This window comes from Polynucleobacter sp. IMCC30063 (genome assembly GCF_021395235.1).
Lineage (GTDB): Bacteria > Pseudomonadota > Gammaproteobacteria > Burkholderiales > Burkholderiaceae > Polynucleobacter.
On record NZ_JAJVCQ010000004.1, the window covers coordinates 284,498 to 310,274 of the forward strand.

The 25,777-nt window shown below is 45.4% G+C and carries 23 protein-coding genes and 3 tRNA genes; 13 read left to right on the forward strand and 13 right to left on the reverse strand.

The window, feature by feature from the left end:
* Positions 1–2 precede the first annotated feature (2 nt).
* From infB to LZG75_RS09670, 6 genes are all read left to right on the forward strand, one after another.
* Positions 3–2,774: a translation initiation factor IF-2 gene (gene infB, locus LZG75_RS09645; protein ID WP_233937347.1), complete on the forward strand. Its 2,772-nt coding sequence runs from the start codon at positions 3–5 to the stop codon at positions 2,772–2,774.
* 15 nt (positions 2,775–2,789) lie between these two features.
* Complete coding sequence (rbfA, locus tag LZG75_RS09650; protein WP_233924301.1) at positions 2,790–3,161, forward strand: 30S ribosome-binding factor RbfA; 372 nt, start codon at positions 2,790–2,792, stop codon at positions 3,159–3,161.
* A gap of 18 nt (positions 3,162–3,179) precedes the next feature.
* The gene (gene truB / locus LZG75_RS09655; RefSeq protein WP_233924302.1) at positions 3,180–4,103 is read left to right on the forward strand and encodes a tRNA pseudouridine(55) synthase TruB; all 924 of its coding nucleotides are present in this window, start codon (positions 3,180–3,182) and stop codon (positions 4,101–4,103) included.
* A 32-nt stretch (positions 4,104–4,135) separates the two neighbouring features.
* Positions 4,136–5,953, forward strand: a complete 1,818-nt coding sequence (typA, locus tag LZG75_RS09660; RefSeq protein ID WP_233924303.1) for a translational GTPase TypA — start codon at positions 4,136–4,138, stop codon at positions 5,951–5,953.
* Positions 5,925–7,019, forward strand: coding sequence for a tRNA dihydrouridine(20/20a) synthase DusA (dusA, locus tag LZG75_RS09665; RefSeq protein WP_233937348.1), 1,095 nt, complete (start codon positions 5,925–5,927; stop codon positions 7,017–7,019). Before typA ends, dusA begins: the two co-directional genes overlap by 29 nt.
* Before the next feature lie 16 nt (positions 7,020–7,035).
* Positions 7,036–7,111 (forward strand) — tRNA-His (locus LZG75_RS09670).
* 7 nt (positions 7,112–7,118) lie between these two features.
* Here LZG75_RS09670 and LZG75_RS09675 read toward each other — a convergent pair.
* Positions 7,119–7,502 carry a BLUF domain-containing protein gene (locus LZG75_RS09675; RefSeq protein ID WP_233937349.1) on the reverse strand — a complete coding sequence of 128 codons (384 nt, stop codon included), beginning with the start codon at positions 7,500–7,502 and terminating at the stop codon, positions 7,119–7,121.
* Between the two features lie 491 nt (positions 7,503–7,993).
* Here LZG75_RS09675 and LZG75_RS09680 point away from each other — a divergent pair, with 491 nt between their 5' ends.
* A complete protein-coding gene (locus LZG75_RS09680) occupies positions 7,994–8,338 on the forward strand; it encodes a hypothetical protein (protein WP_233924306.1) in 345 nt (114 codons plus the stop codon).
* 15 nt (positions 8,339–8,353) lie between these two features.
* Here LZG75_RS09680 and LZG75_RS09685 read toward each other — a convergent pair whose 3' ends face one another.
* The 5 genes from LZG75_RS09685 to LZG75_RS09705 form a co-directional block, all read right to left on the reverse strand.
* Complete coding sequence (locus LZG75_RS09685) at positions 8,354–9,310, reverse strand: tripartite tricarboxylate transporter substrate binding protein (protein ID WP_233924307.1); 957 nt, start codon at positions 9,308–9,310, stop codon at positions 8,354–8,356.
* Positions 9,307–10,374 (reverse strand): tartrate dehydrogenase, encoded by a 1,068-nt coding sequence (locus LZG75_RS09690; RefSeq protein ID WP_233924308.1) that lies wholly within the window; start codon positions 10,372–10,374, stop codon positions 9,307–9,309. The genes LZG75_RS09685 and LZG75_RS09690 overlap by 4 nt, the downstream gene beginning before the upstream one ends.
* Before the next feature lie 68 nt (positions 10,375–10,442).
* Positions 10,443–10,772 carry a hypothetical protein gene (locus LZG75_RS09695; RefSeq protein ID WP_233937351.1) on the reverse strand — a complete coding sequence of 110 codons (330 nt, stop codon included), beginning with the start codon at positions 10,770–10,772 and terminating at the stop codon, positions 10,443–10,445.
* Positions 10,759–11,166, reverse strand: coding sequence for a surface-adhesin E family protein (locus LZG75_RS09700; protein WP_233937352.1), 408 nt, complete (start codon positions 11,164–11,166; stop codon positions 10,759–10,761). Before LZG75_RS09700 ends, LZG75_RS09695 begins: the two co-directional genes overlap by 14 nt.
* Positions 11,167–11,222: 56 nt before the next feature.
* Positions 11,223–13,691, reverse strand: coding sequence for a penicillin acylase family protein (locus tag LZG75_RS09705; protein ID WP_233937354.1), 2,469 nt, complete (start codon positions 13,689–13,691; stop codon positions 11,223–11,225).
* Between the two features lie 79 nt (positions 13,692–13,770).
* Here LZG75_RS09705 and LZG75_RS09710 point away from each other — a divergent pair.
* Both LZG75_RS09710 and LZG75_RS09715 read left to right on the forward strand, forming a co-directional pair.
* Positions 13,771–13,860 (forward strand) — tRNA-Leu (locus tag LZG75_RS09710).
* A gap of 12 nt (positions 13,861–13,872) precedes the next feature.
* The gene (locus tag LZG75_RS09715; protein ID WP_233937355.1) at positions 13,873–15,309 is read left to right on the forward strand and encodes a transporter substrate-binding domain-containing protein; all 1,437 of its coding nucleotides are present in this window, start codon (positions 13,873–13,875) and stop codon (positions 15,307–15,309) included.
* A 3-nt stretch (positions 15,310–15,312) separates the two neighbouring features.
* On the opposite strand, the gene LZG75_RS09720 is transcribed toward LZG75_RS09715, so the two are convergent.
* The 6 genes from LZG75_RS09720 to LZG75_RS09745 all read right to left on the reverse strand — a co-directional run bounded on the left by LZG75_RS09720 (position 15,313) and on the right by LZG75_RS09745 (position 20,302).
* Positions 15,313–16,008: an outer membrane protein gene (locus LZG75_RS09720; RefSeq protein WP_233937356.1), complete on the reverse strand. Its 696-nt coding sequence runs from the start codon at positions 16,006–16,008 to the stop codon at positions 15,313–15,315.
* Between the two features lie 70 nt (positions 16,009–16,078).
* Positions 16,079–16,495 carry a biopolymer transporter ExbD gene (locus tag LZG75_RS09725; RefSeq protein WP_233937357.1) on the reverse strand — a complete coding sequence of 139 codons (417 nt, stop codon included), beginning with the start codon at positions 16,493–16,495 and terminating at the stop codon, positions 16,079–16,081.
* A 2-nt stretch (positions 16,496–16,497) separates the two neighbouring features.
* Complete coding sequence (locus LZG75_RS09730; protein WP_233924315.1) at positions 16,498–17,199, reverse strand: MotA/TolQ/ExbB proton channel family protein; 702 nt, start codon at positions 17,197–17,199, stop codon at positions 16,498–16,500.
* 8 nt (positions 17,200–17,207) lie between these two features.
* Positions 17,208–17,897, reverse strand: coding sequence for an energy transducer TonB (locus tag LZG75_RS09735; protein WP_233924316.1), 690 nt, complete (start codon positions 17,895–17,897; stop codon positions 17,208–17,210).
* 10 nt (positions 17,898–17,907) lie between these two features.
* Positions 17,908–18,732 (reverse strand): glutamate racemase, encoded by an 825-nt coding sequence (murI, locus tag LZG75_RS09740; protein ID WP_233924317.1) that lies wholly within the window; start codon positions 18,730–18,732, stop codon positions 17,908–17,910.
* Between the two features lie 25 nt (positions 18,733–18,757).
* On the reverse strand, positions 18,758–20,302 hold the full coding sequence (locus LZG75_RS09745; RefSeq protein ID WP_233937358.1) for a fumarate hydratase: 1,545 nt from the start codon (positions 20,300–20,302) through the stop codon (positions 18,758–18,760).
* A 217-nt stretch (positions 20,303–20,519) separates the two neighbouring features.
* Here LZG75_RS09745 and acs point away from each other — a divergent pair, with 217 nt between their 5' ends.
* Complete coding sequence (gene acs, locus LZG75_RS09750; protein ID WP_370634819.1) at positions 20,520–22,493, forward strand: acetate--CoA ligase; 1,974 nt, start codon at positions 20,520–20,522, stop codon at positions 22,491–22,493.
* Positions 22,494–22,585: 92 nt separating this feature from the next.
* Positions 22,586–22,675: transfer RNA gene (locus LZG75_RS09755), tRNA-Ser, on the forward strand.
* 364 nt (positions 22,676–23,039) lie between these two features.
* Here the strand turns inward: LZG75_RS09755 and LZG75_RS09760 are convergent.
* Positions 23,040–23,276 (reverse strand): helix-turn-helix domain-containing protein, encoded by a 237-nt coding sequence (locus tag LZG75_RS09760; RefSeq protein WP_233937359.1) that lies wholly within the window; start codon positions 23,274–23,276, stop codon positions 23,040–23,042.
* A 196-nt stretch (positions 23,277–23,472) separates the two neighbouring features.
* Here LZG75_RS09760 and LZG75_RS09765 point away from each other — a divergent pair.
* Both LZG75_RS09765 and LZG75_RS09770 read left to right on the forward strand, forming a co-directional pair.
* A protein-coding gene (locus tag LZG75_RS09765; protein WP_233937362.1) for an IS3 family transposase occupies positions 23,473–24,614 on the forward strand; the annotation gives its coding sequence in 2 pieces (ribosomal slippage) (positions 23,473–23,740 and positions 23,740–24,614; 1,143 coding nt in all).
* A gap of 261 nt (positions 24,615–24,875) precedes the next feature.
* Positions 24,876–25,736 (forward strand): AraC family transcriptional regulator, encoded by an 861-nt coding sequence (locus tag LZG75_RS09770; RefSeq protein WP_233937363.1) that lies wholly within the window; start codon positions 24,876–24,878, stop codon positions 25,734–25,736.
* Positions 25,737–25,777: the final 41 nt, after the last annotated feature.

Consider the following 25,777-nt stretch of genomic DNA (forward strand, 5'->3'; position numbering starts at 1 on the left):
GTATGGCAACAACCACAGTAAAAGCACTCTCTCAAGAGCTCAAACGCTCGGCAGCTGAGCTCTTGCAGCAATTAAACGCGGCTGGAATTACGAAAGAATCAGTGGACGATAAGATCACTGAAAAGGATAAGACCGTCTTGTTAGAGCATTTACAAAAAGAGCATGGTAATGCCGATACAGGCAATCGTAAAAAGATTACCTTAATTAAGCGTGAATCGTCCGAAATTCGTCAGGCCGATTCTGCTGGTCGTACCCGTACCGTTCAAGTTGAGGTGCGCAAAAAGCGAGTCTTAGTAAAGCGCGGTGATGAGGCTGCTAAAGCGGCAGTTGAAGAGCCTATCGTAAAGTCTGCAACACCTTCTGGCGGAGATAAAAAATCGATTCTTTCTGAGGAAGAGTTAGAAAAACGCGCCGCTGAAGCAACTCGTCAAGCTGAACTCTTGGCTTTGCAAGAAAATGAAATGAAGGCGGCAGAAGAGGCAAGAGAAAAGCGTCAAAAAGATGCTTTTGAAGCCGAAGAAAAAGCGACTCCCGGTGCACAGGCTGCCACTGCTAAAGTGAAATTAGAGGCCGCCAAAAAGGTTGCCAAAGAATTGCATGATGCGGCCGAAGCAAAGCTGACCGATTTACGTACACGGCGTGCGGCTGCCGAAACCGAGGCTTTAGCCATTCGCGAAATGATGAGTACCCCAGCTCGCGTACTAAAAGCCCCCAGTGAAATTGCCGCTGAAGAAGATAAAAAAGGCACTTTACATAAACCCCTAAAAGCTGATGGTGCGGACGACAAGAAAAAAACGCCAGCTAAAGTAGGCGGCAAGTTAATTAAATCCGCCGAAACTTCCTCAACTTGGCAAGAAGAAGGAGCTAAACGCAAAACAACTTTAAAAACTCGCGGCGATAGTTCGGGTGGTGTTGGTGGTGGGTGGCGTTCCGGAGGTGGTCGCAGGAAGCAACATCACGCAACTCCAGCTGCTGAGAGCAATCCCGAAACGAATTTTCAAGCGCCCACTGAGCCTATCGTGCGCGATGTGCACGTTCCAGAAACCGTCACGGTTGCAGAGTTGGCACATAGTATGGCAGTGAAGAGTGCGGAAGTAATTAAGCTGTTGATGGGTATGGGTCAAATGGTTACCATTAACCAAGTGCTTGATCAAGATACAGCGATGATTTTGGTTGAAGAAATGGGTCATAAAGCAATTGCCTCAAAGCTCGATGATCCTGATCTCGATTTAGGTATTACTGGGCAAGATGCTGAATTATTACCTCGCCCTCCAGTAGTAACGGTAATGGGTCACGTTGATCATGGCAAGACTTCACTGCTCGATAAAATTCGTTTAGCAAAGGTAGCTTCTGGCGAAGCAGGCGGCATAACCCAACACATTGGTGCTTACCACGTTGATACGCCCCGTGGCGTCATTACTTTCCTTGATACCCCTGGTCACGAAGCTTTTACAGCGATGCGCGCCCGTGGCGCCAAGGCCACGGATATTGTTATTCTGGTAGTTGCAGCTGATGACGGTGTGATGCCGCAAACCAAAGAAGCGATTCACCATGCTCGCGCTGCTGGAGTGACTTTAGTCGTCGCGATTAATAAAATTGATAAGCCCGACTCAAACCCTGATCGGGTGAAAACCGAATTGGTTGCTGAAGAAGTGGTTCCCGAAGAGTATGGCGGCGACTCACCTTTTATTCAGGTATCTGCCAAAACGGGTGAAGGTATCGATGCCTTGCTTGAAAACGTATTACTGCAAGCTGAAGTGCTCGAACTCAAAGCACCACGTGATGCGCCAGCCAAAGGCTTAGTCATTGAAGCACGTTTAGATAAAGGTAAAGGCCCGGTAGCGACAATTTTGGTGCAATCGGGTACCTTACGTCGCGGCGATATGTTGTTAGCAGGTTCATCGTTTGGCCGCGTGCGCGCCATGTTAGATGAAAACGGGAAGCCTTGTAATGAGGCCGGCCCATCGATTCCAGTCGAAATTCAAGGCTTGTCAGAAGTTCCCGATGCTGGAGAAGCGGTCCAAGTTGTTCCTGATGAGCGCAAAGCGCGCGAAATTGCTTTGTTCCGTCAAGGCAAGTTCCGCGATGTGAAGTTAGCTAAAGCCCAAGCGGTTAAGTTAGAAACCTTAATGGAAAATATGGGTGAAGGCGCAATTGAGGCTAAGCTCTTGCCCATTATTATTAAGGCTGACGTTCAAGGATCACAAGAGGCTTTATCACAATCATTGCAAAAGTTGTCTACCCCTGAAGTAAAAGTGCAAATTGTGCACGCAGGTGTAGGCGGCATTACTGAAACCGATGTGAACTTAGCGGTAGCTTCGAAAGCCGTCATCATTGGCTTTAATTCTCGCGCCGATGCCTTAGCGCGTAAATTGGCCGAAAACAATGGTGTTGATATTCGTTATCACAACATTATTTATGACGCAGTCGATGAAGTTAAATTGGCTTTAGGCGGCATGCTCACACCTGATAAGAAAGAGGAAATAACCGGTTTAGTAGAAATTCGCCAAGTCTTCACCGTTTCTAAGGTTGGGTCGATTGCAGGGTGCATGGTTTTAGAGGGCGTAATTAAACGCAATTCAAAAGTCCGTTTACTGCGCGATAACGTCGTTACCTGGACTGGTGAATTAGATTCGCTTAAACGTTTTAAAGATGACGTGAAAGAAGTCAAAGGCGGCTTTGAATGTGGCCTGTCACTCAAAAACCAAAATGATATTCAAGAGGGTGATCAACTCGAAGTTTTTGAAGTCACTGAAGTCGCTAGAACACTTTAAGTTCCAGCCAATACTATGCATAAAACGAGCCCGCATCGCAATGAACGATTAGCCGACCAAATTCAACGTGATTTGGCTGAGCTGATTCCCCGTGAACTGCGTGATAAATCTTTGGGTTTAATTACCTTGCAAGGAGTTGAGTTATCACCCGATTTAGCCCATGCCAAAGTTTTTTTTACTGTATTAGGTGCTGAGCCCGATCATGCTTTAGCCGCCTTGCAAGAAAAAGCTGGCTACTTGCATTCCATCTTATTTAAACGCCTGCATATTCACACTATTCCTACTTTGCATTTTGTGCACGACACTTCCGTTGAGCGTGGTATTGAGATGTCGCGCTTAATTGATCAAGCTGTGCAAAGTGATCAAGCTGGCGAGACTAAAGACTAAGCGAAGACCGAGATTCTTATGTCACAACGGGTTGATGGAGTGGTATTGCTAGATAAGCCTGTGGGTCTTAGCTCCCAAGGCGCGGTCACTGCGGTGAAGCGTGCTTTGCAGGCTGAGAAAGCCGGCCACACGGGCACCCTCGATCCAATGGCTACCGGACTCTTACCGATTTGTCTGGGAGAGGCGACTAAATATTCACAAGATTTATTAGATGCCGATAAAACCTATATCGCCCAAATTCGTTTTGGTATTCGTACCAGCACGGGCGATGCGGAAGGCGACATTATTGAACAGCAAGTCTTACCGGAATTTGCTGATGCGGCAGCTTTGCAAGCGGCTTTAGAGGCGCTTTTGCCCCGCTTTACTGGACCTATTTTACAAGTTCCGCCCATGTATTCTGCGCTTAAGCGGGATGGCAAGCCTTTGTATGAGTATGCTCGCGCTGGGGTTGAATTAGAGCGCACTGCGCGCGATATTACCATTCATTCCATTCGCTGGCTTGCAATTCAATGGCCTGAAGCGACTCTAGAAGTAAGTTGTAGTAAGGGTACGTATATTCGCGTTTTGGCTGAAGATCTTGGCGCGATGTTGGGTTGCGGGGCGCATTTAGTCGGCTTACGTCGCACCGCTGTGGGTCATTTATCGTTACAACAATCGATTACTTTAGATGCCTTGCAAACCAAAGGAGCTGAAAAAGGAGTTGACTTACTTCCCATTGACGCTTTGTTACAAACCTTGCCACAATTAACGGTCGATGAGTTTCAGGCAAAACGTCTCGGTCTTGGCCAGCGCGTCCCGTTAGCACTAAGCCATGCCATCCCTTGGGCCGATGTTTTAGTGCGCATTTATCGTGCTACTTCTGCGCCCCATAATTTTATTGGCACTGCTGATTGGCGCTCTGGCGTCCTTCATCCACGACGCCTGATTTCCCAAGTTTCTTAATTTATTTCCCTTTCCTTAGATAGAAGCATTACATGACCAAACGCGCCCTTCGTAATATCGCCATCATCGCTCACGTTGACCACGGTAAAACTACTTTAGTAGATCAACTGCTGCGTCAGTCTGGCACTTTCCGTAGCAATGAAAAAATGACTGAACGGGTGATGGACTCGAACGATCTTGAAAGAGAGCGTGGTATTACGATTTTGTCGAAGAATTGTGCAGTTGAATACGATGGTACGCATATTAATATTGTCGATACGCCAGGCCATGCAGACTTTGGCGGCGAAGTAGAGCGCGTGCTCTCGATGGTGGATGGCGTGTTGTTGTTAGTCGATGCGGTTGAGGGCCCCATGCCACAAACCCGCTTTGTGACCAAGAAAGCGCTGGCACTAGGATTAAAGCCAATCGTGGTCGTAAATAAAGTCGACCGCCCTGGCGCCCGTTGCGATTATGTAATTAATGCCACATTTGAGTTGTTTGACAAGTTGGGCGCCACTGAAGAGCAACTCGACTTTCCAGTAATCTTTGCTTCGGGTTTAAATGGCTACGCTGGTCTTACTGAGGATGTACGCTCGGGCGACATGCGCCCTTTATTTGATGCCGTATTAGAGCATGTGCCAGTGCGCGATGATGATCCCGACGGCGCCTTGCAATTTCAAATTTCGTCAATTGATTACAACAGCTATGTTGGCAAGATTGGTATTGGTCGGGTTAATCGTGGCCGTGTTAAGCCAGGTATGGAGGTCATTTGCATGAATGGCCCAGATGGCTTGCCATTTAAGGGCAAAGTAAATCAGGTGCTGAAATTTAAGGGGCTTGAGCGCGAGGTTGTGGATGAAGCGATTGCTGGCGATATTGCTTTAGTTAACGGCATTGATGAGTTAGCCATTGGTACGACGATTTGCTCACCAGATACCCCGGACCCATTGCCGATGCTAAAAATTGATGAGCCTACTTTAACTATGAACTTTATGGTAAATACCAGCCCATTAGCGGGTCGCGAAGGCAAGTTTGTGACGAGTCGCCAAATTCGTGAGCGCTTAGATCGCGAATTAAAATCGAATATGGCTTTACGGGTCCGGGAAACCGATGACGACACGGTGTTCGAAGTTTCAGGTCGCGGGGAATTGCATTTGACGATTTTGGTTGAAACCATGCGCCGCGAAGGCTTTGAAATGGCCGTTTCTCGCCCGCGTGTTGTCTTTCACGAAGAAAATGGCGTAAAAATGGAGCCCTTTGAAAACCTAACCGTTGACGTTGAAGATGCGACTCAGGGCAGCGTCATGGAAGAGTTGGGAAAGCGTAAAGGTGAATTACTCGACATGGTAAGCGATGGTAAAGGCCGCACCCGCTTAGAGTACCGCATTCCCGCACGTGGCCTGATTGGCTTTCAAGGCGATTTCATGACAATGACCCGCGGCAATGGCTTGCTGAGTCATACCTTTGATGCCTACTATCCTGCTAAAGATGGCATTCTAGGCGAGCGTCATAATGGGGTATTAATTAGCCAAGATGATGGTGAGGCTGTGGCATATGCAATTTGGAAACTACAAGATCGTGGGCGGATGTTTGTTAGCCATGGTAGCCCTGTATATGAGGGTATGGTAATTGGTATTCATAGTCGCGATAACGACATTGTGGTCAACCCCATTAAGGGCAAGCAATTAACCAACGTGCGCTCATCAGGAACTGATGAGGCCGTGCGCCTCGTTACCCCAATTGATTTAACTTTGGAATATGCAGTTGAGTTTATTAGTGATGATGAGTTAGTAGAGGTGACTCCCAAAAGTGTGCGGGTACGTAAACGGTATCTTAAAGAGCATGAGCGTAAGAAAGCCTCCCGCGAGTAAACGCTTAGCGGTTGCCCCGATGATGGACTGGACTGATCGACATTGTCGATCATTTCATCGTCAACTTTCAAAAAAAGCAGTGCTGTATTCTGAAATGATCACAACGGGTGCTTTATTGTATGGCGATATTCCGCGCCATCTTGACTATTCTGCTACAGAACACCCCCTCGTTTTGCAATTGGGCGGTAGCGAGCCAGATGATTTAGCTCGGTGCGCAGTCTTGGCCGAGCAGTGGGGCTATAGTGAAATTGATTTGAATTGTGGTTGCCCTTCAGAGCGAGTCCAGCGGGGCTCGTTTGGCGCGTGCTTAATGGCCGAACCTGAATTAGTGGCTCAATGTGTTCGGGCCATGAGCCAGGCTACACATTTACCCATTTCGGTAAAGCAGCGCTTAGGTTTAAATCAAATGGATGCCTCTACCTCGCCAAATGATTATCAATTTGCCTTGAACTTCATTTTGGCCGTGGCTGATGCGGGGGCTCAGCAAGTGACGATTCATGCGCGCAATGCTGTATTAAAAGGCTTATCGCCTAAAGAAAATCGCACCAAACCGCCACTACATTACGCGGTAGCAGCGCAACTGCGGCGCGATGCCCAAACACATTTTCCAGCGCTCAAGGTTTTACTAAATGGGGGGCTTGAAAATAATGCACAAATCGCTGGGCATTGGCAAGACTTTGATGGTTTTATGGTGGGGCGCTCCGCCTATCACTTTCCCGCTATGTTATTGGGTTGGGATGATTTACTTGAGAGCAATGGGGAGGCTGCCGGATATTTACTTTGCGAAACCGAGTGGCACCGCATTCAAATCGGTTTAGTGCGCCAATCTCAAGCTTGGTTTGACTGGTGCAATGAGGCAAATAAACCCTTTTATTTGGGGGCAATAACCCGCCATATTATTGGCTTGGCACACGGCAGAGCAGGCTCACGATATTGGCGACAGCGTTTATCAGATCATCATGCGCTAGCGCGGGTACAGAGTAAAGCCGCCATTGCCGACTTTTTCCTTGAGGCTAGCCTTGAGCTTGGCGATTGGGCTGCCTTTGACCTAGAAACTGCCCTATAATTTGATTTCTACGATGGTGGCTGTAGCTCAGCTGGTAGAGTCCAGGATTGTGATTCCTGTTGTCGCGGGTTCGAGTCCCGTCAGCCACCCCAAATCAATTTAGTCGCCATTTTTTAATTTAGGGTTGAATGTCGCCATTTTTTTACTATCGATTAAACGCATCGACCAATTTGCAAAAGCGCGTTGCTTAATTTTTTTAGTACCTAAAGTAAAAATATTGTAATGACGTTGGTCATTTTTAATTGAACTCCATAGCGTCTCAATTGCAGCAGCTGGCCCTTCAATAATTTGACAAAAGCGATTTCCCTCGCAAGATAAAACGCCCGTAATATTGAGACTGCTATTTCGCGCAATAGCCAGGTCGACTAATTGCATTAATTCAAGAGTTTCGAGGGGCTGTTTCAGTTCACTCACATAGCTCAGGCTTACCAGCTCGGTATCGCCGACCGGACCTGAAGAGGGGTGGGTTGTTTGTAAAGCCATGCGTGTACTATAGTCTATTTATTGTGCTTATTAAATTAAATACTATCTTGTGATGAATTTAGTAATAAAGTGGAAATTACCTAAAATTCTCAAAATATTTTTTAAGCAGAAATACATACTAGGGTTATGTGTAGTTTGCTAACTCTGTTGCTGACGTAAAAATATTATCCTCGACTGGGAGGGGCTACTGATCGCGTGCTCTTTGGAGCAATTTTTCCCAATACATTACCTTCCGCATTGGGCTTAATCCTCTGGCAGGATCTTGAAAAAAATACTAATGATTGCAATAGGGTTAATTAGAGAAGCAATTGCTTTGAATCACGATTTGAGGCGGGCAAAAATGATTCTATTTTCCATATCTACCAAAAATATTAAAAATAATAATTCTTAGATGACATTTGTTAGACAACTTTGAATGGCGCACGCAGAAAAAATAGCAAGATAATGCTATAGTGCAATACCTTAACAACAACTTTGGATTATTACTTACTATGAAATCAAGCGTAGCCTATCTTCGATACCTAAACTTAACTAAGAGCATTGAAGCAACGCCTGCAGCTCCCAGTCTTGACTTAATTGAACGTGAGGTGCTAAGTGCGTTGGCATTGCGCTGGAATAAAGATCAACCCATTTTAATTGCCGATGCTATTTCTTTAAAAGAGATTGCCTCACAAGCAACCTTACATGGTCGCTTAAAACAATTAAAGAAAAAAGGCATGGTAAAAATAGTTCTCGATTCTAGTGATGGCCGCAGAAAATATATTGAGCCAACCCAAAAGACCTGTAACTATTTCGATCAAATGGCTAAATGCGTTATCAAGGCAGCTAAGATATAGTTACTGTAGGTTTTTTTATTTAAGTAAGCCCGCATTCTTCGCGTCTTCTAGGGCGCCAGGTGTTTTTTCTTTCATGAATGCGGGTATTTTGTTGAGGGGGATGTCAACCAAGACAAATCCAGCTTCTTCAAGCCGCTTTTTGTTGTCTGCATCGGCATTCAAGAGCGCAAAATAATCTGACATTTTCTGTTGCAATGCTTTCGGCGTTGCTTTGGGCATCGCCACTCCGCGATAGGCACCATCAATCCAACTTAAGCCTAATTCTTTGAAGGTTGGCACCTCGGGTAGCGAGGGATGACGCTTTTCAGTAGCTACTGCGAGCGTACGAACCTTCCCTTTTTGTTGAATTGCTAAAGGTAAATAGCCCATTGCACCGTCCACATGCATGCCAATGAGCGAGGAAATTAAATCACCCGTGCCTTTAAAAGGAATGTACTGTACATTGACGCCAGCTAATTTATTGAGGCGTTCAGTCGCCATATGATTGGCAGAAAATTGGGCTGAGCCAGCTAAGGTCATTTTTCCTGGATTCTTTTTGGCAGCAGCGATAAATTCTTGATACGTTTTGTATGGACTATCAGCCGAGACCATTAATGCATCAGGGGTGAAGTGATAGTAATAAATTGCATTAATATCATCGGTTTTATATTGGGTGCTGGGCTCGAGCGGTTGCAAAATAATATGCGGAATATTGACGCCCACTACGATTGTGCCATCGGCTGCATAGGTATTGAGTTGCGACCACACAAGGGCGCCCCCTGCGCCAGCACGGTTGACCACAATCATCGGTTGATTATATTTTTTAGCAGAAACATCGGCTTGTAAACGTGCCACTAAATCTGATTCACCTGCAGCTGGAAACGGAATAATGTATTGAATGGTTTTATCAGGCAACGGTTGCGCCCATACGCTTAGATTAATTAGAGCAAAGGTGCATAGTACAGATAGCGGAATCCAGCGACGTATTTTCATTTTGATATTTCCTCGCAAACTGCGTTAGTGACATCTTTCATCATGGCATTGCCGCCTAAATCGCGGGTGTGTAACTTAGGATTAGCGGTAACTGTTTCAATTGCTTGCATTAGTTTCTGTGCAAGTGTTGGCTCACCCAAATGGTTGAGCATCATTACTGCAGACCAAAAAGTACCTATCGGGTTAGCTAAGCCTTTTCCCATAATATCAAAGGCCGAACCATGAATCGGTTCAAACATCGATGGATAGCGGCGCTCGGGGTCGATGTTGCCTGTTGGCGCGATTCCTAAACTGCCTGCTAATGCTGCTGCCAAATCACTTAAAACATCGGCATGAAGATTGGTGGCAACAATGGTATCGAGCGATTCAGGGCGATTAACCATTCGGGCAGTAGCCGCATCAACTAGTTCTTTATCCCAAGTTACATCGGGAAACTCGCGGGCAATTTCACGGGCGATCTCATCCCACATGACCATTGCATGGCGCTGGGCATTAGATTTAGTAATAACCGTAAGGTGTTTACGGGGGCGAGCTTGGGCAAGCTTAAAAGCAAAACGTTGAATGCGTTCAACCCCAACGCGGGTCAGAATACTCATATCAGAAGCTACCTCAATGGGGTGCCCCTGATGCGCTCTGCCCCCTAAACCTGCGTATTCACCTTCCGAATTTTCACGTACGATAACCCAATCCAGTTGATTCGGTTTGCAATTCCGTAATGGTGTTTCTATGCCCGGTAAAATTCGGGTCGGTCGCACATTAGCGTATTGATCAAACCCTTGGCAAATTTTGAGACGTAGTCCCCATAAGGTAATGTGGTCTGGAATATTGGGGTCGCCCGCCGAGCCAAATAAAATGGCATCCTTATTACGCAGGGGTTCTAAGCCATCAACGGGCATCATGATGCCGTGCTGGCGATAGTAATCACCACCCCAATCAAAGCGCTCAAATTCGAAGGCAATTTGTGCTTGTTTTACAGCTAGCGCTTGTAAAACAATTTCACCCTCAGGAATCACTTCTTTGCCAATACCGTCACCGGGAATTGATGCAATTTTATAGATCTTCAACTCATCTCTTTCTTAGGCTGGTAATTTTTTAGATGATAGTGCTAAATCAAGCTTCAAGCTCAATGACGCTAGCGCAGTTGATAAGGGGCACTTTTATCAATCATAATAACGGCCGGTATCTCGATACAGAAGTCTTTATCAAAAGTAAAAAGATGAAAAAGGCTGCAATCTTTTTGAGTTAAGTGAGAGACCGCATGTTCAGTAGGTGATTTTCCGGTAGTTACGGTAGTAGCTACACCTGCAGTAGTAATGGGGTAGGCGGTCGCGGTGGCAGTGGCAGAGGTAGTGCCACTAGCAAACAGTGTTGCTGGTAGGGCGCAGGCAGAGCCTTGCAGCAAAAAGCCTAGCAGCAGCAAAGCGCGACAGCAAGATCGTGCTTGGTTCTTATTTAATACCACAGGCGGTTTTATAAACCCCCACCACCCACGAGCCACTAACAATCTGCTCATAAGGGCTATTGCTTAATTTTTCATCAGAAATAAGGCTGCCACCCCCTTTATTCCCAGTAAATAGTTTCACTTCCAAAGGGCGATATTGCTGCTTACCACAAGCAAATTCATTAAGTCCAATAATCGAGCTCAAGGCTTTATCGGTTTTTGGATCTTTGCCAGGGGTTTTTAAATCTAGCATTGACAGTATTTGCAGATTGTCGCCATCCGTTTTTTTAATCGTTTCAGGATCAACATAAATAGTCACTTGATCATTAAAGCCAATTTCTTGCCAAGCAGCAAATGCGGGCGCGCAGGACATGAAAGCAAAACAACCAGCGGCTAGAGCAAGTATTTTTTTCATTAGAATCTTTCTATTATTAAGGGGATATTTTAATCGAGTTATTTTATACAGCATTGTCATTTAGGGGCGAGGTCGAGCTGACGCGAATAGCTGGTTGGCTTACTAGTGAGGGGTAAAGCCTCATTATTGGCCCACAACGCGTTCAAGTTGCGGTACCGGCTACTTTGCACCCAGCCCGACTGGCCCGTAGGATAAATAAAGGTTGATTGGTCTAAATTAGCAAAATCGAAAATAATCCGCATGCTAGCTGCTTGTTTCGTATTAAATGGCGACGCTGATTTGCCTAATTCGAGTCGTCCCACGTTTACCGAAAAGCTATCACCTGGAAATGGATTCACGAGATTAAAGATTTTATTGAGTAAGGGTACTTTACTAAAGGGACGATGTTCAGCAACTGCTAAATGGGCTTGACCCCAAAGCCATTTTTGCGGGTCTGGTCCGTAAGCGCTACTTAGTTGATCTAAGGCTAAATCATAAGCAAGCTTTGCAGTCTCGGCACAATTTTCAACCGTGGTGCTTGAGGGCTGGTCGCACCAAGGACTATTTGGATTAGCAAGTTGTAAAATTAAGGCTTCACGAAATTGTCGCCGCTTACCGTATTCCTGCTTAAATAAGTCACCTAAGCGCGAGAACAGTAAGCGGGTCAGTTGATCGACCCAAGCATTAAAGATAGTGGGAGCTGCTGAATTAGCCACCATGTCACCAGCAAAGGTATTGGTAATTTGCTTGGCACTATTGCTTAATGGATGATTCGATTGCACGCTCTTAAATAGTTCCAGTAGCGGCGTTGCCCCAAGTGACAAAGTATCTCCTTGTATCGCGCGCATCGAGTTCAGATCGTGTTTATTTTGTGCTTCTAGTAGTTGTTTAATGCGGTCGTAGCGAAACGGCAGTTCCCAATCCGCTGTGAGGGGGTTGGAATTATAGTCAGCAAGAATTTGTTGATTCGCACTTGCCAGCCAGCCTTCAGTAGGGTTCGTAATCGCTGGCAACTGATCAAAAGGGATGTAGCTTGTCCAGTCGTATTGGCGGTCCCAGCCTGGCACAGGCGCAATACCATATAAACCTTGATACAAGGTTCTTTTGGGGGCAACTCCAGCAACCTGCAAAGCAATGTTACCTAAGGTATCCGCCATAACAATATTTTGCATCGGCGCATAAAAATGACGCAGACTATTTTTAAGTTCATCGATCGATTCAGCGCGATTCATGTCTAGCAGAGTTGCCAGAGATTGATTTTCTAAATCGAGTGCAGTCCAACGCAGTGCAAGGGCATAGCGCTTGGCATCAATAGTATTTTTAGCTAGTTCATAGGCATCAGAAATAATTGGCCCATGGCGGCTTTCTTTAACGATAAAACGGAAGGAATTTTCGCCTTTGATATCAATAATTTCTTCGTGCACCCGAAATGGAAGTGGTCCATCTGGTCCGCGGTAGAGACCACTACTTTTTAGGTCGAATTGCTCCAGGTATAAATCTTGTACATCGGGGTTGGTATTGGTAAAGCCCCAAGCAATTTGCTTGGTTCTGCCAATTATGACAGCAGGGATGCCGGGCATGGTTGCGCCAATCACTTGTAATTTAGGCGCATCAATATGGACAAAATACCAGGCTGAAGGGGCGCTTAAACCTAGATGGGGATCATTGGCTAAGAGTGGTTTGCCGCTAGCAGTTTTATTACCACTGATTACCCAGTTGTTTGAGCCGATGCCATCTTTGCCCCCAGGTAAAAAATGACTGAGTTGTAAATCCGCTTTATCTTGCGTAACCGTCGCCGCATTAGTCTGTGCAGTTTTAGTTGCTGGGTAAACTTGTAGGTCTTGATAGAGTTTCGAAAAATCGACATTACTCACCGGTTTTGTATCAGGATAAGGCGGCATCACTTCCCATACTTGGGCAGTCGTAAGGTATTGGGCTAGCCCTAGGCGCTGCAATTCTTTTTGCCAATTACCTCCCAAATCCAGTGCCATTACTAACATCCAAGCGACACTATCTGCAGCGGAAAAATAACCAGGTTTAGAGCGCGTCAAAAAATATTCAAGAGGTAAAGCCCAACCTAAATTGGTATTACCCGCATTAACGCCATCAGCATAGGCCTGTAAAAGCCGTTTGGCTTCAATCGGATAGCGCTCAAGTTGATTTTCTGCGGCACGCTTAATACCCAGAGTGCGCATAAAGCGATCAATTTTGACGGTTTCTTCCCCCAAAATTTCAGATAGACGCCCAGCCGCCAGGCGCCGATTTATTTCCATTTGCCAAGAGCGTTCACTGGCATGTAAATAGCCTAGGGCAAAGAGAGCATCACTGGGATTTTTTGCTTTGATATGGGGAATTTCGTTAGTATCAAATTGAATTGAGACGGCCTCATTTAAGCCCTGAATCACCCGCTTGCCGCTGAGTTCAGTGTGGGCAGATAATAAGTAAGTGGCAACAATAATGACCAACACGGTAATTAGGGCTAGGGCACTGAATAATGTGATGCGCCAGAAGGATTGGGCACGGGAACGTTGGTAAGACTGAATCATCCCTCTATTTTAGGCTCGAAAAGCCCCAGTTTTCGAGGATGATGGTCCGAAAATGTTAGTATTCGTATCTTCGTATCAAGCCCGAGTGGTGAAATCGGTAGACACAGCAGACTTAAAATCTGCCGACCATAAAACGGTCGTGCCGGTTCGATTCCGGCCTCGGGCACCATCTTTTTGTCATTTGTTCGCTTATATGACTTTACCGCGATTTTCCTTTGCTGCTTTATTCATCAGCGGCATACTTATTTGCCATTTAGCACTGGCAAAGCCTTTGCCTGGCGATCACCTAACGATTAGCTCGCCTAATCAAGTTTGGCTAGGTGATTTAGATGCCATGGTGAAACGCCGCATTATTCGGGTATTAGTGCCATATAACAAAACTTTATATTTTCTCGATAAAGGCGGCCAGCAACGCGGACTCATGTACGACATGATGACGGAATTTGAAAAGGAATTAAATGCAAAGTATGCAAAGAAAAATTTACGGCTTCATTTTATTTTTATACCCACCACCCGTAATCAGCTAATACCCAGCTTAATTGCTGGTCGCGGCGATATTATTGCTGCCAACTTTACAGTTACCCCCGAGCGTGAAGCGCAAGTCGATTTTTCAACACCGCTTGCTAAGGGAGTTAAAGAAGTCATTGTCAGTTCGGCAAAAGGTCCAGTATTAAATAAGCTTGATGATTTATCAGGAAAAATGGTATTTGTTAATCCCACTTCGAGCTATTACCAGAGCCTTAAACAAGTTAATACCGATTTTGCTAAAGAAAAATTAGCACCTATTAACATTAAAGAAGCACCAGGCATTTTTGAGACTGACGATATCTTAGAAATGGTCCAGGCTGGTTTAGTGCAAATTACGGTAAGTGACCTTTATTTGGCTCAATTTTGGAAAAATATTTTTCCTAATATTCAAATCCACGAGGATTTAGTGATTCGTAGTGGGGGTGATATTGCTTTTGCATTTCGTAAAAAATCTCCACAGTTAAAGCTTGCGCTGGATGCCTTTACTTATAATCATAAAATTGGCACTAGTTTTGGTAATCAAAAATTACAGACTTATTTAAAGACGGTAAAGTGGGTTAAGGCGGCAACAAATCCCCAAGAAATTGAAAAATTTAATTCGATGGCTAGTATTTTTCAACAATATGGCGATCAATATAAGATTGATTGGCTATTGATGACGGCGCAGGGCTATCAGGAATCTAGACTTGATCAAAATGTGAAAAGTCGAGTGGGCGCAGTAGGCGTGATGCAGTTGATGCCAGCAACTGGAAAAGAATTAAAGGTTGGTGATATTCATAACCTCAATAATAATATTAATGGCGGCGTTAAATATGTCCGCTACTTAATAGAAAAGTATTTTGTCAATGAGCCAATGACCGAGCTCGATAAGGTGCTATTTGCATTTGCGGCTTATAACGCAGGGCCTAGTAAGATTCAGCAAATGCGTTTGGAGGCCGCCAAACGAGGGCTAGATCCTAATGTCTGGTTTGATAATGTCGAAAGAGTGGTGGCAGACCGGATTGGGAGTGAAACGGTGCAGTATGTGAGTAATATTTATAAATACTCGGTGGCCTATAAATTAGTGAGAGAGATGCCCGCTAAGCAATAAATCTTAGAATTGATACCCAATACCAAACAGAAGATTTGAAGAGCTTGCGCTGACAGTAGAGCTCAAAGTTGCTGGAGTGCGAAGACCAGTAGGGCTTACCAGCGTGCCAGTAATCGAGCGACTGAGGCTGCCATAATTGGCATAGTTAAATTCACCAAAACCATACCATCCATTTTTAATCATTTGCTTGTAACCAAGTCCGAGTGAGTAACCGGCCATATAAAAATCAGTATCGACTCCATTGGCGCTGGCGCCTGAATACCCAACTTTGCCATAAAGTAATTTGCTGGGATCAAGGGCGATTGCCGGCATCACAAAAAGGTTAAGTGAGTTATTGATGTGCACTGATGCAGATTGCTGGTAGCTGCCCTGTATTCCTTTATAGCTTGCAGTCGCTGTCGCATTTGGGGTAGCAATCGGATTGAAGTCGAGCCCGAGCCCCAGCAGAAATTGGGGTGCTATTTGAAAGTTATAGCCAGCGCTAACAGCTCCAGTAAAACCAGTCGCATTGGTCGCAGAAATATTTGGTGTGAGCGTTTGACCACCAGCAGAGAGGGAAGAATTAGAAAAGGCGGGAGAGGCGTTTTGATAACCAACGCCAATTTGCCCATAGGCGCCAATAAATTGAGAGCTTTGCCCATTGGCCGCAAAACTAGTAACAAATACGGCAGTAAAGACCAGCAGCTTTTGTCTTGCCATGGCAGCGCCCCAGTTTAGTTGCTAAAAATAGATCTCTTCACAATTAAGGTGTGAGTGTAAAGCAATCTACTTAATCAGGCTCAGTGACAAAGCCTAATTTAGTTAAACCCGCACGTCTCGAGGCAGCTAAGACCTGGGCAACCGTTTCATAACGTACCGCTTTATCTGCACGTAAATTAATTTCAGGTTGCGGCTCTTTCTTGGCAGCGTTTTCAGCGTAGCCTGTAAAGGTTTTTAAGTCGATGGGTGCGCTATTCCAAAAAATTTGCCCTGTTGCATTAATGGTGAGCTGGACTGACTCAGGCTTAACTTCATTGCGAGCACTATTGGCTTTCGGTAACTCGACTTTTACAGCCTGTTGGATCACGGGCAGTGTAATAATAAAAATGATCAACAAAACTAGCATGATGTCGACCATGGGCGTCATATTAATTTCCGCCATGATGGTGGAATCATCATCCTCGTTGGAGAGTTGATTAAATGACATGATTAAGCTTCAATTTCTGGGTTAATAACACGTGCACCGGTCACGAAATAAGCCAGCAAATCATTGCCAAATCGATTGAGATCAGCCATAACTAACTTGTTAGCCCGATTAATGGCGTTAAAACCTAAAACCGCTGGTATTGCCACTGCCAAACCAAGGGCAGTCATGATGAGTGATTCACCAATGGGGCCCGCTACCTGATCAAGTTGCGCGCTACCAGAGCTGCTGATTGCTATAAGAGCATGGTAAATGCCCCAGACTGTACCAAAGAGGCCAATAAACGGGGCTACTGCACCAGTTGAACCGAGGAAGGTGAGGCCCTTTTGTAATTGCCCTGCGCAGCGATCAACACTGGTCTTAATCGAGCGAGCCATCCATTCAGAATAATTCAAGGTTTGCAGTAATTCACGGCGGCTCGACATTTGGTTTTGATGGTGGGTCGAGGCATTGGCGCCGCCTTTAGCAATAAAGTAATAAGGGTTGATGGCGGGGTCAGTAAAGCTATTAAGCCCATCGTCGAATGAAGTCGCGCGCCAAAACTGTTCAGTTTGTAATTTTACTTGACCTAATTTGCGCAAACTCCAGTAGCGCGACAATAAAATCACCCAAGTGATTATCGACAGAGCGATTAGAAGAACCGCGACAAAGCGCGTAATTGCATCGCCTTCGAGCCAGAGATTTGCCATGCCAAATGCAGTATTCATAATGTTAATTACTTTAAGTTAAATTTAATGAGTAAGTTAGTAGAAATTTTTACGGGTGCGCCATTTACTAAAAAAGGTTTAAAACGATAACGTCGACCAATTTCAATTGCTGCACGGTCTAAGCGTTGGAAGGTGCTTGATTGTAATAAGGCTACTTCGTAAACTTCCCCGCTTTCGTTAATAATGAGTCGCACTACTACCGCGCCTTGTTCACCTGCGCGCTTTGAGAATGAGGGATAGTAGGGGTCGGCATCAGGTTGATATAAAACGACTAGTTTACCAATATCAGTCTGAATCGGCGTGCCACTTGCCCCGCCGCTAGATGAGGGAGCTACAGCCGTATTTGCTATAGGTGAATCGCTCGCCTTATTCTGGGGTGAGGGAGGCTGCTCGGCTTGCTTGGGCGATGGCGCTTCTGCAACTTTAGGTTCAACCGGTTTTTTGGCTTGCTCTTCCTTTTTGGGTTTGGGTTGTGGAGCGGGTGGTTTGGGGGTGTCGGCTTTAGTGGGCTCGGGGCTGACTAAATTAGCCATAACCCGAGTGTCATCGGGTGGCGCTTTTTTTTCGTAAGGAAATTCAAGGTATGGCACCACGAAAAATAATACGTGCACCAACACCACAATCGCAATGATGATCCACTCATCACGACTAATGAGTAAAAAGCGGCGCTTAGCTGAGGGATTAGTAGAGGCTCTCATAGAGACCGAGTTATTGCACCAGCAGCTGTAGAGTACTGACTTGACGCCGCAGCAATGGCGACTGGAGTAGTTGTTCGCTCATGTGAAGGAGTTTATTGCGATCGCCTGTAGTGATAAGGGTAAGCGTACCTAAGTTTGTAGCATTAGCTTGACTTGAACTATTTCGGCCTGGTATTAGCAATAATAATTGCCGCGCTAATTGTTTGATAACCGCATCACCTGTATCAATTAAATTAATTTTATTGCCAATAATTTTTCGAATTAATGGACTTAAAAAAGGGTAATGGGTGCAGCCTAATACTAAAGTATCAGCACCTGCTAAACGAATGGGCGTAAGATGTTGCTCGAGTAAAGTTAAGGTCGTGGCACTATTAATTTGACCGGCTTCAATGAGGGGCACCAAGCCAGCGCCGGCCTGTTTAATAAATTGGCAATTCCCTGGTAGGGTTGCAAGTAGGGCGTTAAATTTATCGCTATTTAAGGTTGCTTGAGTTGCCAACACGCCCACAATGCCATTTTGGGTTTGCATCGCTGCTGGCTTAATACCTGGCTCGACACCAATAATCGGAATTTGCGGCAAAGCCAGCCGAATATGTGCAATCGCTTCAGCGGTCGCGGTATTGCAAGCGACTACAATTGCTTCACAGCCTTGCGCGACTAAATAGCGGCATAGCTCAAGGCTGCGTAGTGCAATCCACTCGGCTGATTTTTCGCCATAAGGCGCATTTGCTGAGTCGGCTAAATAGATAAAATTGTCTTGGGGTAATTGCCTTAGCGCTTCATCCAAGATAGATAACCCACCCACACCAGAATCGAATACGCCAATCAGCGCCACTGAAAATAATCTCTGGATTCAGGGTTTAATGCGACTCGGCTGCGTCATGCAGTTCGGTAATCGGAATTAAGCCGATTCGGGTCTGCCAATCACGGGGACCTGCCTGATGCATAGATACCCCCGTAGAATCAACAGCAACCGTCACAGGCATATCTTCGACATCAAATTCATAAATTGCCTCCATGCCTAGGTCTGCAAAGCCAACTACTTTTGCATGTTTAATTGCCTTAGAGACTAAATAGGCTGCCCCGCCTACTGCCATCAAGTAAGCCGATTTATGTTTTTTAATCGCCTCAATTGCCACCGGCCCACGTTCTGCTTTACCAATCATCGCAATTAAGCCAGTTTGACTAAGCATCATTTCGGTAAATTTATCCATCCGCGTTGAGGTAGTGGGACCAGCAGGACCAACTGCTTCCTCGCGCACGGGATCAACGGGACCAACGTAATAAATAACGCGGTTTTTAAAGCTCACTGGTAAAGGCTCACCTTTTGCCAACATATCTTGAATACGTTTATGGGCCGCATCGCGACCTGTCAAAATTTTGCCATTGAGTAATAAAGTTTGACCCGGTTTCCAGCTAGCCACTTCTGCAGCGGTAAGAGTATCGAGATTGATGCGGTTGGATTTTTCAATATCCGGCACCCATAAAACGTCTGGCCAATCCGAAAGGGTAGGTGCTTCTAAAATAGCTGGACCGCTTCCATCTAAATAAAAATGAATATGGCGCGTAGCCGCACAATTCGGAATCATCGCTACTGGTAAAGACGCCGCATGGGTGGGGTACTCTAAAATTTTCACATCAAGTACCGTGGTTAAACCGCCCAAGCCTTGCGCACCAATACCTAAATTATTTACTTGCTTATAAATTTCAAGCCGTAATTCTTCAGTTCGGTTTTTGGGTCCACGCGCAATTAATTCTTGAATATCAACCGGACCCATTAAGGATTCTTTGGCTAAGACCATGGCTTTTTCGGGTGTACCGCCAATGCCAATTCCCAAGATGCCTGGGGGGCACCAGCCAGCGCCCATGGATGGCACTGTTTTTATTACCCAATCGACGATTGAATCGGAGGGGTTTAACATTACAAACTTCGCTTTGTTTTCTGAGCCACCACCTTTAGCTGCGCAGGTGACTTCAACACCATCGCCCGGTACGATTTCATAATGGATAACAGCAGGGGTGTTATCACCGGTATTTTTACGTTTACCGGCTGGGTCGCTTAGTACCGAAGCACGCAAAGGATTATCAGGATTCAAATAGGCTTGGCGTACACCCTCATTAATCATATCGCTTACGCTCATCGTGGCATCGGCCCATTGCACATTCATACCAACTTTAATAAAGACCACCGCAATACCTGTATCTTGGCAAATCGGGCGTTTTCCAACCGCGCACATCTTACTATTGGTCAGAATTTGGGCAATTGCATCTTTCGCCGCCTCGCCTTTTTCGAGCTCATAAGCCCTGCCCATTGCCTGAATGAAGTCTTTGGGATGCAGATAGGAAATGAACTGAAAGGCGTCGGCAACGCTTTTAATCAGGTCGGCTTGCTTGATATTAGTCATGGTTTGGGGCCCAAATTGAGGTGAATTTTTTACTAAAAGCCTATTTTAAGGGTTTGCCATAGGGCAAATCCAAATTGATTTGAATTATCTTCGAGGGTCTATGTAAGTCAGATTTCAAGGTATTTTGCTTTATTTATACAATAGCTATTAATAGTACAAAAACTAGTACTAATTTCATCAGAGTTTTTTTAGGGGTAATGCAACTATGGCCGCACCAATGGAAGCAATGAGCAATGAAAACCGCGTTTTTCAACCACCAGTCGATTTTGCCAAAAATGCGGCAATTTCCGGGATGGCCGCCTATCAGAAATTATGTGCCGAGGCTGAGGCAGATTACGCGGGATTTTGGGCGCGCTTAGCAAGAGAAAATTTGTATTGGAAAAAACCTTTTACTACAGTTCTTGATGAGTCAAAAGCACCATTTTATAAATGGTTTGAAGATGGCTTAACCAACGCTTCTTATAACTGCCTCGATCGGAACATTGAAAAAGGTGATGGTAAAAAAACAGCGATTATTTTTGAAGCGGACGATAGTACTGTTACCAAAGTAAGTTACGAGGATTTACTCGGGCGGGTTTGCCAACTGGCTAATGCCTTACGCAAGATGGGAATTCAATCTGGCGATCGCGTCATTATTTATATGTCGATGTCCATTGAAGGCGTGATTGCAATGCAAGCCTGCGCACGAATTGGTGCAACCCACTCGGTGGTATTTGGCGGTTTCTCAGCAAAATCATTACAAGAGCGCATTGTTGATGTGGGAGCTGTCGCAGTGATTACTGCTGATGAGCAAATGCGCGGCGGTAAAGAGTTGCCTTTAAAAGTGATTGTTGACGAAGCATTAGCGCTGGGCGATTGTGAAAAAGTAAAAAATGTCATAGTTTATAAACGCACTGGCAGAACCATTCCTATGCAGGCTGGGCGCGATACTTGGTTGCATGATGCGATGGCCGGCCAACCCACTAGCTGTGAGCCTGAATGGGTTAGTGCAGAACATCCTTTGTTTGTTCTTTACACCTCGGGCTCCACTGGGAAACCCAAAGGCGTTCAACACTCTACTGGTGGTTATTTATTGTGGGCAATTCTCACCATGAAATGGACTTTTGACATTAAGCCAAATGATATTTTTTGGTGTACCGCTGATATCGGTTGGGTGACAGGACATTCTTATATTACCTATGGCCCCTTAGCGGTAGGTGCGACTGAGATAGTGTTTGAGGGCGTCCCCACTTATCCCAATGCCGGCCGTTTTTGGGAAATGATTCAAAAACATAAAGTTAGTATTTTTTATACTGCTCCAACTGCAATTCGCTCTTTAATTAAAGCGGCAAGCGTTGACGAGAAAATACATCCGAATAAATATGACTTATCCTCACTACGCTTATTGGGCTCTGTTGGTGAGCCGATTAATCCTGAGGCATGGATGTGGTACTACGAACAAGTCGGTGGTTCGCGTTGTCCCATTGCAGACACCTTCTGGCAAACTGAAACCGGGGGCCATATGATTTCTCCGCTGCCCGGAGCTACACCCATGGTACCTGGTTCATGCACTTTGCCATTGCCCGGCATTATGGCGGCGATTGTGGATGAGGCTGGTCATGATGTACCCAATGGCCACGGTGGAATTTTGGTTGTAAAACGGCCGTGGCCCGCAATGATTCGGACCATTTGGGGCGACCCCGACCGTTTTGTCAAAGCCTACTTCCCTGAAGAATTGGGTGGTACCTTGTATTTAGCTGGCGATGGCGCGATACGCCATAAAGAGACGACCTACTTCACTATTACCGGACGGATTGATGACGTTCTTAATGTGTCTGGTCACCGCATGGGCACGATGGAGATTGAATCTTGCTTAGTGGCTAACCCCTTAGTTGCCGAAGCTGCAGTCGTAGGGCGCCCCGATGAAATGACCGGTGAAGCCATTTGCGCTTTCGTAGTGCTCAAAGGCGGCAGACCCACTGGCGATCAAGCCAAAATGATTGCGACTGAGCTACGTAATTGGGTTGGCAAAGAAATTGGCCCGATTGCAAAGCCAAAAGATGTGCGTTTTGGCGATAATCTGCCTAAAACCCGTTCCGGCAAAATTATGCGTCGTTTACTCAGGGTGATCGCGAAGGGCGAGGAGATTACCCAAGATACCTCGACTTTAGAAAATCCGGCTATTTTGGATCAGCTAAAAGAGCCGATATAAAGGCAGTATTTAAGGTAAAGCAGCCAGAAGATAAGGCACGAAGCGCGATCCATTCTCTTTAGGCTACTTAAGCGTATAGAATTACGGGTTCCGGAGAGATGGATGAGCGGTTTAAGTCACACGCCTGGAAAGCGTGCGTAGGGTTAAACCTACCGCGGGTTCGAATCCCGCTCTCTCCGCCAAGATGTCAATAAATATAAGGCTTTCAATTCCTTATTTGTTTTTTCCCCACAAATTTCCCCACATAACTACTATTTCTGGAGTCTTTCTCTAGTCAGCGTTATGCATCAACTTATTTCTCTCACTCTAACAATGTTAAGGTGACAGCGCACCCCCCTTAACGCTTTGCCGTAACTCAGACCCCACCGTACCCCCACTAGCCTAAATCGACCACTTCACTAAGCCAACCTATACATAGTATTTTGCTCAGGGGGGTACCCCTTACTGAAGTTTCCAGACTATTACTTAGCGGGCTTTTAAGAAACACCCCCCGTCAATGTTTCAAATCAAAAGAGTGGGGGGGTATAAAAAAGTACAAAGCTTGAACTATTTCTTGAACAAGTCTTTTAGACTAATGCCTAAAGCAATGGCTATCTTCTCAAGGTTAACCGCCGCAACATTGTGTTCACCTCTTTCGATGCCACCAAAGTAGGAACGGTCTATACCGCTAGCCAAAGCGATAGATTCCTGAGATAAGCCCTGCTTTTCACGAATAGCTCGAATCCTTTGACCTAAATCAACTAAAACTGCTATTCCTGCATGGGTTGGGGATGGTTTTGCCATAACCCCAATAATCTGACCTTGATGGATATACATCCACGGGATAAGATACCCAAATTAAAGTATTTCTTGTACTATCGATTCAATTGGGATCATCAACATATTGACAAGGTTTGGAGAAAATTGAACTGACCTGATTTTTAGTACCACTCCAAAAGAGAGGATTTTTGATAATCTTCACCCTAAAGGAGTGCTAATCATGGCTAAAGGTCAACGTCTTAAACCCGAACAAATTGTCACCCTGTTACGCCAAATCGATGTATTAACCAGTAATGGCAAAACCCTCGCCCAAGCCTGTAAAGAAATAGGCACGGTTGAGCAAAGCTACTATCGCTGGAGAAAAATGTACGGCGGCATGAAGGTAGATCAAGCTAAAAAATACAAAGAGCTAGAACAGGAAAATACCCGACTTAAGAAACTCGTAGCGGACCTATCCCTACGAGAAGTGATGCTCAAGGAAGTCATTAAGGGAAACTTCTAAGCCCTACTAGGCGTAAAAACGCAGCGCAGCTGCTCATGGATCGGTATTGCATCTCTGAGCGGACTGCCTGCAGTTTAGTGGGGCTATCGAGAGCAGCGTATCGCTATATGCCATTGCCCAGAGATGATGAAGAGCCACTACGAGCTGAAGTCATCCGTATGGCCGGCACCTACGGTAGATACGGTTATCGGTTTATTGCCAGCATGATGCGCAGCGCTGGTTGGGGCCAAGCTACCACTGCCAAGGTGGCTCGTATCTGGCGGCAAGAAGGCCTGAAGATCCCACAAAAGCAGCCTCCTAGAGGCAGGCTCTGGCTAAACGATGGAAGCTGCATGCGCCTGCGAGCGACTCACCCCAACCATGTGTGGAGTTATGACTTTGTCTTCATTAGAGACGCTTATGGTCGCAAGATCCGCATGCTGACTATGATTGATGAGTTCAGTAGAAAATGCCTGACCATCCATTGCGCTAGAAGAATTGGCTCGATCCAAGTGATTGAACAGTTAGCCAATGCCATGATTACTCACGGCATCCCAGAGCACATACGCTCAGATAATGGGCCAGAATTTATTGCCAAAGAGTTGCGTAAATGGTTATCTGGCATTGGAGTGAAGACTGCTTACATTACTCCAGGCAGTCCTTGGGAGAATGGTTTTTGTGAGAGCTTTAACGGGACTTTTAGAGATAACTTGCTGGATGGAGAAATCTTTTACAGCCTACAAGAAGCTAAGGTAGTGGTTGGGGAATGGGTCAAGCATTACAACCATGAACGGCCCCATAGCTCATTAGGTTACAGGCCACCAGCACCCCAAGTGCAAATACCCAAAATCATCCAAACTCAACCCATTTTACTGCAATGATTTACTATGGAAAAACTCTCTCAAGTAGTGGACCTAAATTGACAGCAGTTCACGAGCTTTACTTTAAGTAACGCTCGTTTCGCATAAAAACCGAGAGTAGGATTTAGTTGGTCTACTCCGTCGGTGTATATGGCTTATTCCTACTAATAAGCAGGAATTTTTTTACTATTCCTTTAATTTGCTAAGTCTTAAGCTATATTTATTGCGTCGCAATAATTAATTATCAAGTTATGCTGTAACCCTAATCAGGACCGATATTTAATGTCAAAAGCAATTCGTCTAATGCATGGTGAGTTTGGTAGGGTGGCTCTTTTAGAGATGGATGATCCTCTTATTACTCATGCGCATCATCATTGTCATATTTTATGTAAGGTGGCAGGGCCCGATACCGCCTTTGAAGTAAGAGGAACGAGTTATCCCCTGACGGATGACAATGCTGTGCTTATAAATGCTTGGGAGGAACATTCCTACCTTCACATCCCAAATAATGGACAAAATCCGGTTTTGCTTGCTCTTTATCTGGAGCCAAGATGGTTGGCCTTGTTTAGCAAGAAATTTCTTAGCAGTAGCCATCCTCGATTTTTTGCCAATAACCTTGCGAAGCTTGGTGCATATCAAAAGCAAGCTTTGGAAAAAATTTCTATGGAGTTATGGTGGGCAGATCAAATTACACATGACTATTTAGAGTCAATGCTGCTTGAGTTGGTGCTGTCTTTAATGGAAAACGTTAACTCATTAACTCCGGGCGATATTCGAAACACCGCCAATACCTTGTCTTTTATGGATCCTCGGATTCGGAAGGCTATTCATCATATGCGACTCTCCCCTCAGGAAGTGGGGGATATCGCAGGAATTGCGCAAAGGGTTGATTTATCCCGCTCTCATTTTTTTGAGTTGTTTAGGAGGTGTACAGGTCTGTCTCCTATCGTATATGCAAACGTACTAAAAATGGAGCATGCATTTGATGCGCTTGCTGAAGGTAGAGAGAGTTTGATGCATATCGGTGATGAGTTAGGTTTTTCTGCTCAAAGTAACTTCACTCGTTTTTTTAAGCAGCACCAGGGGGTCACTCCAAGCCTCTATCGCCAGCAAGTCGAAAAGGCCCCTAAGTTAGACTCCTAGGGTTTTCCTGATACACATAATCGGACTCTAAGGTAAGCAAT

Coding starts and splice junctions, on each gene's coding strand:
- acs (WP_370634819.1), top strand. CDS start 20,520: ATGGAAGCAATGAGCAATGAAAACCGCGTTTTTCAACCACCAGTCGAT.
- LZG75_RS09685 (WP_233924307.1), bottom strand. CDS start 9,310: ATGAAAATACGTCGCTGGATTCCGCTATCTGTACTATGCACCTTTGCT.
- LZG75_RS09745 (WP_233937358.1), bottom strand. CDS start 20,302: ATGACTAATATCAAGCAAGCCGACCTGATTAAAAGCGTTGCCGACGCC.
- LZG75_RS09705 (WP_233937354.1), bottom strand. CDS start 13,691: ATGATTCAGTCTTACCAACGTTCCCGTGCCCAATCCTTCTGGCGCATC.
- LZG75_RS09675 (WP_233937349.1), bottom strand. CDS start 7,502: ATGGCTTTACAAACAACCCACCCCTCTTCAGGTCCGGTCGGCGATACC.
- LZG75_RS09770 (WP_233937363.1), top strand. CDS start 24,876: ATGTCAAAAGCAATTCGTCTAATGCATGGTGAGTTTGGTAGGGTGGCT.
- LZG75_RS09700 (WP_233937352.1), bottom strand. CDS start 11,166: ATGAAAAAAATACTTGCTCTAGCCGCTGGTTGTTTTGCTTTCATGTCC.
- LZG75_RS09720 (WP_233937356.1), bottom strand. CDS start 16,008: ATGGCAAGACAAAAGCTGCTGGTCTTTACTGCCGTATTTGTTACTAGT.
- LZG75_RS09725 (WP_233937357.1), bottom strand. CDS start 16,495: ATGTCATTTAATCAACTCTCCAACGAGGATGATGATTCCACCATCATG.
- truB (WP_233924302.1), top strand. CDS start 3,180: ATGTCACAACGGGTTGATGGAGTGGTATTGCTAGATAAGCCTGTGGGT.
- typA (WP_233924303.1), top strand. CDS start 4,136: ATGACCAAACGCGCCCTTCGTAATATCGCCATCATCGCTCACGTTGAC.
- infB (WP_233937347.1), top strand. CDS start 3: ATGGCAACAACCACAGTAAAAGCACTCTCTCAAGAGCTCAAACGCTCG.
- rbfA (WP_233924301.1), top strand. CDS start 2,790: ATGCATAAAACGAGCCCGCATCGCAATGAACGATTAGCCGACCAAATT.
- LZG75_RS09760 (WP_233937359.1), bottom strand. CDS start 23,276: ATGGCAAAACCATCCCCAACCCATGCAGGAATAGCAGTTTTAGTTGAT.
- LZG75_RS09680 (WP_233924306.1), top strand. CDS start 7,994: ATGAAATCAAGCGTAGCCTATCTTCGATACCTAAACTTAACTAAGAGC.
- LZG75_RS09730 (WP_233924315.1), bottom strand. CDS start 17,199: ATGAATACTGCATTTGGCATGGCAAATCTCTGGCTCGAAGGCGATGCA.
- LZG75_RS09735 (WP_233924316.1), bottom strand. CDS start 17,897: ATGAGAGCCTCTACTAATCCCTCAGCTAAGCGCCGCTTTTTACTCATT.
- dusA (WP_233937348.1), top strand. CDS start 5,925: ATGAGCGTAAGAAAGCCTCCCGCGAGTAAACGCTTAGCGGTTGCCCCG.